Source organism: Mucilaginibacter sp. OK098 (assembly GCF_900142915.1).
Taxonomy (GTDB): Bacteria; Bacteroidota; Bacteroidia; order Sphingobacteriales; family Sphingobacteriaceae; genus Mucilaginibacter.
In genome coordinates this window covers 461,754-475,579 of record NZ_FRCM01000004.1, presented here as the reverse complement: position 1 = coordinate 475,579, position 13,826 = coordinate 461,754, and the positions used below count along the sequence as shown (strand labels likewise).

The following is a 13,826-nucleotide window of genomic DNA, read 5'->3' as shown; positions in this document are numbered from 1 at the left end:
ATAAATGTCTACTGCTAATGCTCCAACTCCCGAAGCTAACTAATCTCTAATCACCAGTCTCTAATCTCTAATCCCCAACCATAAAATAGCATCAATCACCATCTTCGCTTCCATTGGACTACTAAAGGTGTACGACAATGTTTTATCAGTATTATCATACTTGTGCTCATAATCCATATCGTTATGGCCCATGTTAAAGTATACCATTTTGTATTTGGTGTTGGTCCATACGGCGGGGTAGTAGCCGCTGTGCCAGATCTCGCTTTGCTTTGGCCCGGTGCCTAACGGGAAACTGGCGGAATCAATTGATGCCAGTATTTTTATATCCGGGTTTTTACGCAGGTCAAATTCCCACCTGTACCATTCGTTTGGTGAGGTTTTAAATATTTTGGGCAAATGTTTAGTAGCCGGAAATTTTGTATCAACATCTAAAGTTGCTGATGAAGGCCTCCATATATTGCTAACGTATTGCCCTGAACCCAGGAACTCCTTATGATACCAATCCCAGTCCTGGTTATATTTAGAAGGGGTAAGCGCAAAGGCAGAGAAGTGAAAACCCATCCATCCACCGCCATTTTTCATATACGTTTCAAATGCTTCCCTTTGCGCAGGCACATCAGGCCGGGTGTCTAAAAAAATAACTACCTGGTAATGCGATAAAAATTCAGGATTAAGGTTATTCCAGTTTTTGGTTGAATCATAAGCGAAATTATATTTTGCCGCCATTTTAGGGAACCATCCGTTTGCCTCATGCACAAAGCTGATGTGTGCCTTATCTTCTTCGGCAGTATAAAAAGCAATCACCTTAAATTTTGGACTGATGTTTTGTGCCTTAACGCTTGTTGAGGACATAAATAGCAAACAGATATTGAATAATAAAAATGCGATCTTTTTGACCCGGGATAGTAATGACATTTTGTTGTGGTTTAATTGGTACAGGTTAAAATTAGATACATTAATTGTTATTTGAATTTAAAAACCAGCCTAAATATGCCCAGATGTAGATTTGTAGAGTGTTTGTAGTGGGAGGAGTCTTTAGGGTGATACATAAAGATAATCCACACCCGCACAACTGGAGAATCTTTTAGCATAAGTTCTCTCAGGAAATACCAAAATTCAACTTTTCGGTATTAAATAATTATTGCTTAATTGTTGATTTCATGTTTGGTTTTTGTTTGAAAAGTTGTCAAATATTAAGTTATGATTATCACTTAATTAACTATTTTTCATATGAGGGTTTATTCAGTTTTCCTCCAGTATTAACATGATGATTTGCAAAAAATCACACGTTATATGATCAGCAAAAATTACTTATTTGTTCTGTTTATTTTATTGGCTTCTTATGCATCAGCACAAAATGCATCCATAAAAGGGAAGGTAACGGATGGTAAAAGCAGGGAGCCATTGCCAGGGGCTTACGTCCGCTTAGACGGATCTAAGAAAGGATCATCAACCGATGCCTTTGGAAATTTCGAAATCAATAAGCTAAATCCCGGCGAGTACAAAATCAAAGTCAAATATGTTGGCTTTGGAGAGTTTGAGCAAAAAATAACTGTAGCTGATGGGCAGGTATTTGTATTGAATATAGCTTTGTCCGAGTCGAAGGAAAACCTTAAAACAGTAAATGTTTATGGTAAGCTCAATGAGAGTAATGAGTCATCGTCAAGGCAATCAGAAAAGAACGCAAATAATGTAACCAATATACTCTCAGCAAGGGCAATGGAGCGTTCGCCCGATTTAAATGCCGCCACAGCAATAACAAGGGTTTCGGCCGTAACTTTACAACGCAACAGCGGATCTGACGAAGCATATGCCATAATCAGGGGTTTAGAGCCCCGTTATAATAATACACTTATAAATGGTGTAAAAGTAACCAGCCCTGATCCTGTTTCGAGATTTATTTCTTTAAATGTTGTGCCTTCTGATCTGTTAGATCGTATAGAAGTAAGCAAAACCCTCACACCCGAAATGGAAGGCGATGCTATTGGCGGCACTGTTAACCTGGTTTTTAAAGATGCTCCGGATCATGAATATTTTAAAATAGACGGATCAATTGGTTATAGTGCCATATTCTTTAACAGGAAGTATGACAATTTTAACCAGGGCGCAGTTCTTCGTCAAAGCCCTACTGACAGATTTGGCCCTAATTATGCAGCTCCTGCAGGATATTTTACAAGACCTAATCTTGATTTTACAAAAAAGAATGCGCCTCCTACAACATTGGCAAGTTTTACTTACGGACGCAGATTTTTTAATGACAAGCTGGGATTCATTGTTTCTGATAGCTATCAAAACCAATATTATGGAACAAACTCTGAATTTAACATAGCCATATTCGATCCCAAAAACAATAATAAACCTGTTATTTCAGATGTTGCCAACAGAACCTATTCTACCCAGCAATTAAATAATGGTTTATCGGCTCATTTGGATTATAAGATTGATGATAAGAATAAAATTGCTCTGGATAATGTGTTCCTTTATACATACACAGCCCAGGCACGCTTAAGTATCGATACCTCAATAATAGGTGGTAACGGCGGTCGCGTTGGGCCAGGGACCGGAACTGTTTATAACGACAATCGTTCTTTTCTCCAGAATCAATATGTTGAAAATTTAAAACTTAGCGGTAAACATGCTATTGGTAATCATTTACAATTTGATTGGGCAGGGATCTATTCCAATGCCACATTAAACTCACCTGATAGGGCTGATCTTACCTTAAATCACCTTATCAACCCTGATTTTTCCAGTACACCTAATTACTTTGACGCCATATCCAGGATCTGGGCTAAAAGCGGGAACAAGGACCTCAGTGCTACTGGTAATTTAAGCTATACAACAAAACTGGGAGAAAATAGTGCATTGCAAATAAAAGCAGGGGGATTATATCGCCACAGCACACGTTTTAATAAACAAAATGAATATCAGCTAAAGCCCGCACCTGAAGCAAACGGGGTAAAAAGCCCTTTTACAGATATTTACCAGGCAAACTGGATAGTGTACAATGTAACCGGAAGTTTACGAAGTGACGCTGCTAATTATACGGCGTACGAAGATATTAGTGCCGGCTATGGTGAGTTTAAACTAACATTGGATAAGCTGGATGTAATTGGCGGAGTACGCGTGGAAGGCACCAAACAAGGATATGATACCCATCCCGTTGTGCTGGTTGTAAGGAGCAGCGCACAAAAAACATATACGGACGTATTACCAAGCTTACAACTTAAATACAAGCTTACAGATCTTTCTAATTTAAGAGCTTCATACTTTAAGTCAATCTCGCGCCCCGCATTATTTGAAATTGTACCTACTCCTGTGTACGGTCAAAGTACAGATATTACGGGAAATCCGGATGTTCAGCACTCGGAAGCAGATAATTATGATTTGAGATATGAGCTTTATCCTAAAAACGAGGAACAATTTTTTGTAGGCGCTTTTTATAAAAACATTAAAAACCCGATAGAGTTTGCCTTACAAGGACTTGACCAGGGAGGCCAGGCATCTACCACGCCGCAAAACTTTGGAACAGCTAAAGTAGCGGGTGCAGAAATTGTTTACAGCAGGTATTTTGGCAATTTTGGTGTGTCAGGCAACTATACTTATACCTATTCAAATATTAAATCGCCTAAAGTAGTTAATACACCAGATGCCCAGGGAAACATTATAAGTGAGCTTAAACTTCAAAACAGACCATTGCAGGGACAAACCGGAGACGTGGTGAATTTATCACTACTATATAAAAACGATAAACATAAAACTTTTATCCAGCTTGCCTATACCTATACCAGCAAAACGCTTCCATTTGTTTACAACGGCTACGGTTATGATTATTACACACAGCCGCAATCTTTCTTAGCATTATCAGGCGAGAAGCAAATCAGCAGGCACGTAACACTTACCGGCAAGGTAAACAATATTTTAAATACCCCCACTACAGTTAAAATTGATAACCTGGTGCAGTCAAAAGACCTTTATAACGTAAGCTTTAATGTAGGTTTCAGGTATTCGTTATAATTTAAAACTATCAAAATGAAAACAAAAAATATTAATTTATTCATCACGGTTATATTACTGTTAACAGTAATAGCTTCCTGTAAAAAGGCAGAACTTACTACTTTTACTAAGATCAAAATACCAACTTCCAGCCCTATTCAGCCCGGTAACATCAGCGGATTTGTAAAAGGTACTTTGCTAACCGGCCAAACATATACGGTTACCGCCGATATCACAGTAAAAAAAGGAGATACCTTATCCGCCCAACCCGGGGCTATTATAATAGTAAAGAATAATGCACAGTTTACCATCCAGGGGGTTCTGAACTTATTGGGCTCACAAACTCAGCCTGTTCTTTTTAATTCTGACGTTAACAAGCCTGGTACCTGGGGTGGGTTTCAATGCGATAGCGCACAGGCAGTAAATATTAAATGGACCCATGTGGACAATACAGGTGGCCCTGATGCTTCAGGAAGTGCCCGTAGGACAATTGTTGTAAATAAAGTTGGGGTACCGGTAGACATCGAGGATTCATGGTTTACTAACGGACAGGATGACCTGATGGGCTTGTTTGGAGCCAAAATAACGGTTTTGAGGAATACCATAAGTTCATCAGGAAGTACCGATGGTGAAGGGATAAACCTTAAATCAGGCACTACAGGGATTGTAGCTTATAATGTAATATTCAGCCAGGCCGGTAGTGGTATTAAGCTGGAAACCAACAAAAATGTGCCTTTTCCGCAAACAGAAGTTGATGTTTATAACAATACCGTAGTTGCTGTTGGATGGAGGCGGGGATCTGCCGAACCTGGTCGGGGAACCTCAGTTGGTGTAAATGCAATTGGCCATATTTATAACAATATTTATGTGAATTGCTATCACGGCCTTGAGGTATTTAATGATGCCGATGTAGTACACACCACTTATGGCAACAATCTTTTTTATGCAACTGTTGACAGCTTTACCGACCTTGTTGACCCAACCATACAGATAAACATCAGGGACAATTTTTATCCTGCAGGTGCTTCAGGAGTACCACAACCTACTGATCTGATCTCGAAAAAAGTAGGTGACCTTGATCCGCTGTTTGTGAAGTTTGATGGCACCGTAGCTGCTCCTAATGGTTATCCTAATACTAATGATTTTCACTTGAAACCAGGTTCACCGGCATTCGGGGCGGGCAATTCGGACTTTGATAAAAAAATCAAAGGCTTGGGTAACCAGGATTTAGGCGCTTACACAACTGATGGAAAAGGAAATCAGCACTGATCATAAACAGCCGGCAAACAACATTTAGTTACAAAACGGAATTGTTACCAGAATATGCTTCATTATTAACAAGTAGTTTAATGATGAAGCATATATTTGGCGTATAATTACTGCCCATGTATAAAAATACAAAGCTCCCCATCTTTTTTATCGCATTAAGCATTATAGCACTAGCTGCATGTCATACCGCTAAAACCAATAAGGCTGATGCTGACAATGAACAGGTAAATATGCACAGCGCCTATGATGACAGTACCCTTAACAATAGAATTTTACCTGTATTAATGCCATATAACAGGGTGATAGACCCGGCCGGGAATGTAATAGCGTTTGGCGATCCTGCCGATGAAAACCATAGCATGGATGTTAAACTGATTCCCGGGACAACATCAGTAGCCGTGGAGGACAGGTTTGGTATTGCGATAATTGATACGGTAAAGCAAAAGGTAACAGCGCGATGGGCTTATAACAGCGATACTAAATACAGCGGGCTAATGAGCACCTACTCAGGGCTCAAAGTTTTAAAATCAAATCAAAAGACTTATGTTTTTTGGAGCGCGGCAGTAGCTAAAGGACGGCAGTCGCGTTCACTTGTGTTACAGGCCGCCTGGGAAGGCGGGAAATTAAGTATCGTAAATACTTTTGAATTTAAGCCTGAAAGCCCGGCCCCGCTGGCCATGCCAAACGAAGTGGCTTTAAATAATGAAAATGGCACCAACTATTTATATGTTGTTTTAAATGGCAACAACCAGCTGGTTAAGATAAACCTTAGCGATGGTAAAACTGTTTGGACAAAACAAACAGGCGTGGCTCCATACGGGATAACTATAATAAAAGGAAAGATTTTTGTAACTAACTGGGGCGGCACCCAACCAAAAGATACTTTAAGCCGTGAAACTGCCGGCGTACCTTATGGCAGCACTTATATTGACCCCAAAACCGGCGCTACAGCATCAGGAACGGTATCTGTTTATGGTTTGGATGGTTGGGTTATTAAAGAAATACCGGTGGGCCTGCATCCCAACGCCATTATAAGCAGTGCGGACGAACAATTTGTATATGTAGCAAATGGCAATAGCGATATGGTTTCGGTTATTTCAACTAGCAGCCTACAGCCTGTTGATGCTATTTCCGTTAAACTAATGCCCGGTAAAAAAAGCTTTATTGGCGATACGCCAAATGCCCTTGCAATTAATAATGCCGGCACCACATTATATGTTGCCAACGGCCTTGATAATGCGGTAGCTGTTGTAAAATTAGGATCAAAAGCAGCGGCAAAAGGCTTTGGGAAAAGTGAAGTACAGGGTTTTATCCCTACTGAAGCCTATCCCGGTGGTTTGGCGCTTGACGGCAATACCCTTTTTGTTACCAACCTTGAAGGCGAGGGATCGCGGGTTAGCAGTAAAGAACTTAAAAAGGGTGAAGATTCTGTTAATGGCAATGCAGATACCTATAACTCGCACCATCAAAAGGCAACAGTTTCTATTATTCAAATACCGGATAGTAAAGGATTGCAGGAATATACCGACCGTGTAAAAAAGCTAAACTTAACCTTCAGGCAGGAGATTGCCCAATTACTGCCGCGCAAAAACATAGCCCCAAAGCCAATGCCGGAGCGTATAGGAGAGCCATCTGTATTTAATCATGTACTTTATATTATAAAGGAAAACCGCACTTACGACCAGGTTTTAGGCGATATGCCCGAAGGCAACGGCATGAAATCGCTTTGTATTTATGGCGACAGTATTACACCTAATCAGCATAGTTTGGCCCGAAACTTTTTATTGCTTGATAATTATTATGCATCAGGCAAATGCTCGGCCGAAGGGCACCAGTGGACGGATGCCGCTATGGTTACTGACTATGTTGAAAAAAGTGTGAGGGCCTGGTTCCGCAGCTACCCGCATGTACAGGAAGATGCGCTGGTTTATGACAGTAATGGCTTTATATGGAACAATGCTGCAGACCATGGCAAAACGGTAAGAATTTATGGTGAAGCCTGCATCCCGCACTTTGATGATAAATTAACTTGGACAGATATTTATAATAACTACAAAGCCGGTAAGCCATTTAATTTTACCAATACCAGCACCATATCAAGAGTGCGCCCAATGTTGTCGCAAAATTTTCCTGGATCCGACGAGCACCGCATCCCGGAACAGGTGCGGGCAAGCGCGTTTATCAACGAGTTAAAGGATTATGAAAGTAAACCAGGGGATCAATTGCCGCAATTGATGGTGATGGCTTTATCCGCAGATCATACAGTAGGCACGCGGCCTGGTTTTCCAAGTCCGAATGCAATGGTGGCCGATAATGACCTGGCGCTTGGCCGTATTGTTGAAGCCGTAAGCAAAAGCCGTTTCTGGAAAAATACGGTGATCTTTGTTACTGAGGACGACTCACAGGCAGGCTGGGATCATGTATCGGCCTATCGTACCACTGGTTTTGTGATAAGCCCATACAGCGTATTAAATAGAAATGTAAGTACTAACTATAATCAAACCAGCTTTGTACGCTCAATTGAACAAATATTAGGGATCCCACCTATGAATATTATGGATGCTACAGCGCTGCCAATGTTTAAATGTTTTACCAATAAACCATCTGCCCAAACTTATAGTGCCCTAAGCAACCGTGTACCTATTAATGATATTAGTCCTAAATTGTCATCCCTAAAAGGAGCGGCACTACATTATGCCAAGCTTTCATTACGGCCCGAGTACGACCATATAGATGGGGGCAATGATGATGTGATGAACCGGATCCTGTGGTTTGCTGCAAAAGGGAAAAAGAAATACCCGGCTAATTTGGCGGGCAAGGATGCGGATGATTAAAGCAGGATAAATAACGTTACGCGACTATGTATTATTTTAACCCAAATAGAAATAAAGGTAGGACTTTTGCATCCTACCTTTATTCATGGTATGGTAGTTTCTTTTTTAAATACATAATTATATAATTTCAGTATAAAACTAATATAATTATGTATCTAAAAATTGAACCGACAACAAAGAAATTGTAGAAACCCTTTTCAAGGAAACTATTGAAAAAACAGAAAATAACATGCTTTTTACTAAAAAATTGGAAAATGGATGTTATTTTCTAGAGATAATTAAACCAGGTGAAGAACCGCCTATTTCTTAAAGCTTGTATGATACTTTATATGCTGCGCTGCTCTCACTAATGTGAAACGAGGATGAGGCCCACAATAATAGGAAGAATACACTACAGAATATCTTTTTGAATACTTTACAGTTTTTGGAGAGAAGAATTAGTTATAACAAGTTAACATCCGTTTTCTGAAAATTTATCTTTTTCTTTGAAGACTCTTATTATATTTAAGTATGAAAAAGAAAAAAACAGATACTCCTTTAAAGATAAATACTGATTTCGAGAAGGCTTTAAAAGTGGTTCTATTAGGGAAGAAGGAAAAGGATGATAAGAAGGACAAGGAAGAGGTTAATAAGTTAGATCAGGAAGAGGATATTAAGGAGTAACTTTATAAGGTTAATGTTGCAAGTTATAATTATTTAATTACATTTGTATTATTGATTAATGTAAATACTTTAATCAAGTAAAAAGCCCCCGAAGTCGTTACCTTCGAGAGCTTGGATACTAAGGGTTTCACGGCCTCTATATGGACTCAGACCTCTGATATGATTTTAAGGCTAAAAAGGCCTTCTTGTCGTATTGGAGGTTTTCCTATTTGTATCTTGAGTGTAAAAGTATATAAAAAGGAATCTATATTTTCAATTTATTTCCAAACAAGTTTTCAACTTTCTTATATAATGCTATTTGTCAGAGTGTTATGGTGTGAGTTTATGGACTTTCCATCGTGTAAAACTCACAAAATTCTCAAAGTATTTTCTTTTTCCTTAAGACTTTCCATTAATTTCAGATATGGAAGATGAAGAATTCAATAAGTTTATCGGTACTATAAAACTAGGCACTCAACCCTCCTTAGATGGAGTTCAATTGACTAAGAAGCAGTTTTCAGATTGTTCAAATGTTATCAGGTCAAAACATCACCTTAATTGGGATAATTGGATGATAACAAAATTGATGAACACGGTGGTTAAGGAGGAAACGAAATGATTAAGAAAGTAAGAAGTAGAGAACTGTTCAAGGACAGAACAGTTAATTATACAACATGGTATTTTTTAAAACTTCCAACATGGAAAGTTGTGGATGTTTATATAACAGATCCTACAAATTTATGATGAAATCACCTATTATATCATAACCCTAATATCATCATAAGATTGTTGAGTATACTTAATTATTGAGGAACCATCATTTATGGAAGTTAACGTAATCTTACTAGTTCCGTCCTCTAATTTCTCTAACGATACAATATGATCAATGTTTATGGATACAAAAGTTCCATAAACATCTACTATTTCAATGAAATTTGGCATATCTTTTTTTCTTCCAATTTACTAAAATTAAATCATGCGACCGTTTTTAGGTTAAAGTAATATATAGTCGCGTAACATTATTGTTTTCCGGCTTTACTATCCCAGCTTCGCCTGAAATCGGACGGGTTTTCTCCAACAATCTGCTTAAATAGCTTATTGAAATAGGAAATGCTTTCAAAACCTATGGCGTAGCAGGTTTCACTTACGTTATGGTTTTGCATTAACAGGTTTTTTGCCCGCTCAATTCGGTATTGGTTTACAAATTCGGTAAAAGTCATGTTGGTTTGCCTTTTAAAATACCGGCAAAAGGCGGGTGTTGTTAAATTTACCTTCTCTGCAACTATGTTAACATCTGGCTTTTGATGGTATTGGGCATCAATATATTCATAAATGGCGCCCATCCTGATCTTATCCTTTAAAATAAAGTTTTTGCTGGTTAGGTTATCATTTAAAATAACGTATTCATTTGAGTTTGCCAGCAATTGAAAAATATTGATCAGCTGCAATAACTGATCAAGGGAATTTAAGCTGCCCAGCTGTTTTAGCTTTTGGGCGACAAGGTTTTTGGTTTCGCCGCTAAAGGCAATTCCATATTCAGCGCTTTTAAATAAATTATTGATCACAGAAAATTCAGGAACAAGACCTACAGCCGTACCCAGGAAATCAGTTCTCAGCTGGATCACTATCTGGTGGTAATCACTTCTTAAACGGTAATCAAAATTAAGGTGGGGGAGGTTGCCCCCGATAAACACCAGGTCGCTATGGGTATAAGTTGAGATATGTGTGCCCACATGGCGGATCCCTGCGTCGGCTTCTACATAAACGAGTTCAACTTCCGGATGATAATGCCATAAAAATGTATTTCTTAAACGGGGTGAAAATAGCTTGAACGATTTCCCCGGCTCAAACTCCACCTTTTCCAGTTGGATCTCATTCATACGCAATTGCTCTGTTAGTGATATCTAATTTAAGTAAAATGTCAATACAGAGCAAATTTTGGTTAACATATAGAATAATGAGCCATTATATACAGGCTACTTTTGATTCATCAAACCAATTTAATTATGCAAGCAGAAACAATGAATGCCCACAAGGAGATCCCCGGAAACCCTTCAACTGCAAAATCAAGCCAGATAAAACTAAACGACCGCAGCAATGGCGAGCCGCTTCGTTTACTTAGTGAAGATGACTGGAACTTTTGGATAACCAATGGCTATGTGATCATAAAAAATGCCGTACCAAAAGAACAGGTTAAAAAAATGGCCGACTACCTGTGGCAATATGAAGATAAAAACCCTGATGATATAGAAAGCTGGTACAAAAAGCCTAATGCCCAAATGCAAATGAAAGAGCTTAACAATACGGGTATGGTTGAGATCTATAACCACCAGTATATGTGGGACAATAGGCAATATCCAAAAGTTCATGCCGCTTTTGCTGACGTTTGGGGAACCGAAAAGCTTTGGGTGACTATTGACCGGGCGAACTTGAACTTCCCGCTGCGCCCCGGCTTTGATTACAAAGGGTTTATACATTGGGATTATGACCCTGAAACCAAACCTCAAAATGTGCAGGGTGTTTTGGCCCTGGCCGATCAGATGGATGAAAGCATGGGCGGCTTTCAGTGTATCCCCGAATTATACCGTACTTATGACACCTGGAAGCTAACCCAGCCGGATGATCGGGATCATTATAAACCCGACCCAACAGGATTTGAGATAGTAAAGGTTAAGTTGGAAGCAGGCGATCTTTTAATATTTAACAGCCTGCAGCCTCACGGCATAAGGCCAAATACAAGTGGTGATAAAGTGCGCATAGCACAATATATTGCCATGATGCCTGCCCAGGAAGATAATGAAGAGTTACGGAAATGGCGAATTAACAGCTGGCAAAACCGCGATGCCATGGAAGGCTATGCATTTCCGGGTGATCCACAAAAGCGCGAAAAGCAAAACCCTGTGGCTGAACTTTCCGAATTAGGAGAAAGGCTGCTGGGCCTGAAGAAGTGGTAGGCCGGGTTTGCTGATTTAAGTGAACAAATTGGAGTGAAAAAAGCTATAAGGCCCCAGGTTTTATAGCTTTTTTTCTTGTTACAGTTAATAATTTATCCCCAATATTTAATAATATTCTATTTGTAAATTATCAATAATTGTTTTTATATTTATCTATAAATTAACATATTGCTTATTAAGCATTGTGTTGATAACCTGAACACTTTTATCAATATTTAAACCTTTCAATCACAATTATTATGAAACATTCATTCAAAATCATTGCAGGGATTATTTCCGGCTGTGCACTATGGTGCTGCTGTAACACTAAAACAACCCCTGCTGTTGATAAAATTAAACTCCCACAGGATGTTTATCCTTCTTGTACGGTTACACCTGCTATGTTTAACTCTTGGTTTGCCAGCGGCAAGGCCGAGCCTAACGGATTGGTATTGCCGGCTAACAGTGTTGCCTTTTTGCATCAAAACAACTGCGAATTTTACCAATGGTCTGAAAATATGTTTTTATGGCTTACTTCCCCAAATGCCAAACAATACGGAAGTGAAAATACGGTATTAGAGTCGCCTTTATTTTATGATGTTTTACCGGCAGATTCAACCGGTAACCGCAAATTACAACCTCATACTGCTAATACCCCATTAAGAATGGCCAGCCATGTTACCAAAAACGGCCCGAACAGGCTCCCTGTTATTATTGATACAAAGGGAAGAATGCTGGAAGTTGAAACAGCAGAATCAGCCCCGAAAGCTAAAGCGCTGGTAAAAAGCGCTGCTGGAGCCCAGGTTGAGGTGGATCATGTAAGCCTTGACAGTAAAGGCGCTTTTGTATTTATGGACAAAGCCGGGAAAGTTATTCAGCACCCGCAGGCAATTATCCGTCATAAGCTCAACCAGAAAAATATAGTGGAGCGGTTTACAGCAGGTGGCAGATCGGTATTTTTGGATGCCGCAGGTAACCAGGTGCAAACCGAGGCAGGGCAGGCAACCGGTGATGTTTTGATGGCGCAAAATGGATCATTAGTGTACTATTTAACGATGGTGAATGATGTATATGCCTGGTTTTTAACCGGTGCAACAAACGGCAAATTAACCGCTAACACCTTCCCAACCACACAGGGCGCTTTAGATAGTATCATCACTTACGCCAAAGCCAATAATGTTACCCTGCCTGATTCAAATGCTTTGGCTATGGAGCTTAAAACTTCATGGGTTGAGGCCAGCTCCCTTTCAAACGCAAGCGATTATGTAACCGTTATGGCTACAATCCCAACATACAATACATCAAACCCACAACAATGGATTCCCAATGGCGAAAAAACAGTGAAAATGGCATTGGTAGGAATGCATATTGTCGGCAGCGTTGCCGGGCACCCGGAAATGATCTGGTCTACTTTTGAGCACCAGAGCAATACGCCTAATGCCGAATACCAGTACCTGGATAGCAATAAAAAGGTAAAAGTAGTACCGCAGGATACCGGTACCGGCTGGCTGTTCAGTAAAGATGCTTCGGATAAATCTTTCAATGTTTCGCATATGACGAATGTTGACAAAAACTTTAATTCAACCGATACCATTACCGCCGATTCCGGCTTTACCATTACGCCGAGCAATACCCTTAGCGCATTGCCATGGGGCAGCGCCAAAGATTCTGTTACCAACCAGGAGGATCAAAGCTCGGCAGCTTCAAACAGCGAGATCATCTCCATCAACAATAACATCCGCTCATTGCTGGGCGATAAAGATGTGCGCGGCAATTACCTTTTAATAGGCGCAACATGGACAAGCGGGGGCGCAGCACCAACAGGTGGCGTGTACGGGCTCAACGGCACGGCCCCGGGTGTATCAATAGGCACAAGCGTGCTGGCTAACAGTACCATGGAAACCTATTTCCAGCAACCCAAATTCTCGTGTTTTACCTGCCACTCATCATCAGTCCCTGCCCTGAATCCGGATAGCATAAGCCATATTTATGGGAAAATAATTCCGTTGATTACGGTTCATGATGATATGGAGAAGAAGAAAAAAGGGAAATAGATTGTTAGTTTAGATTTAAGTTTGAATAAAAGCACCTGTAGACATTGCAGGTGCTTTTTGTTAACATCATCTCATTCCTGGTTCATATAGTTTATAAG

Annotated in this window: 8 protein-coding genes; 6 read left to right on the top strand and 2 right to left on the bottom strand. The window is 39.9% G+C overall.

The genetic code is table 11. The features are described from left to right. Positions 1-60: 60 nt before the first annotated feature. Positions 61-915, bottom strand: coding sequence for a ThuA domain-containing protein (locus tag BUE31_RS15660; RefSeq protein WP_073404734.1), 855 nt, complete (start codon positions 913-915; stop codon positions 61-63). 378 nt (positions 916-1,293) lie between these two features. Between BUE31_RS15660 and BUE31_RS15655 the strand changes: the two genes are divergently transcribed. From BUE31_RS15655 to BUE31_RS31085, 4 genes are all read left to right on the top strand, one after another. After that, positions 1,294-4,017: a TonB-dependent receptor gene (locus tag BUE31_RS15655; protein ID WP_073404733.1), complete on the top strand. Its 2,724-nt coding sequence runs from the start codon at positions 1,294-1,296 to the stop codon at positions 4,015-4,017. A gap of 15 nt (positions 4,018-4,032) precedes the next feature. Continuing rightward, on the top strand, positions 4,033-5,265 hold the full coding sequence (locus BUE31_RS15650; protein WP_073404732.1) for a right-handed parallel beta-helix repeat-containing protein: 1,233 nt from the start codon (positions 4,033-4,035) through the stop codon (positions 5,263-5,265). A gap of 116 nt (positions 5,266-5,381) precedes the next feature. Beyond that, entirely contained in the window at positions 5,382-8,099 is a 2,718-nt protein-coding gene (locus tag BUE31_RS15645) for a bifunctional YncE family protein/alkaline phosphatase family protein (protein WP_073404731.1), read from the top strand. A gap of 510 nt (positions 8,100-8,609) precedes the next feature. Then, positions 8,610-8,762: a hypothetical protein gene (locus BUE31_RS31085; protein ID WP_159440696.1), complete on the top strand. Its 153-nt coding sequence runs from the start codon at positions 8,610-8,612 to the stop codon at positions 8,760-8,762. Positions 8,763-9,760: 998 nt separating this feature from the next. Here BUE31_RS31085 and BUE31_RS15630 read toward each other — a convergent pair. Beyond that, positions 9,761-10,621: a helix-turn-helix domain-containing protein gene (locus BUE31_RS15630; RefSeq protein WP_073404728.1), complete on the bottom strand. Its 861-nt coding sequence runs from the start codon at positions 10,619-10,621 to the stop codon at positions 9,761-9,763. A gap of 126 nt (positions 10,622-10,747) precedes the next feature. Here BUE31_RS15630 and BUE31_RS15625 point away from each other — a divergent pair, with 126 nt between their 5' ends. Next, entirely contained in the window at positions 10,748-11,695 is a 948-nt protein-coding gene (locus BUE31_RS15625; RefSeq protein WP_073404727.1) for a phytanoyl-CoA dioxygenase family protein, read from the top strand. Between the two features lie 239 nt (positions 11,696-11,934). Next, the gene (locus BUE31_RS15620) at positions 11,935-13,728 is read left to right on the top strand and encodes a hypothetical protein (RefSeq protein ID WP_073404726.1); all 1,794 of its coding nucleotides are present in this window, start codon (positions 11,935-11,937) and stop codon (positions 13,726-13,728) included. Positions 13,729-13,826 lie beyond the last annotated feature (98 nt).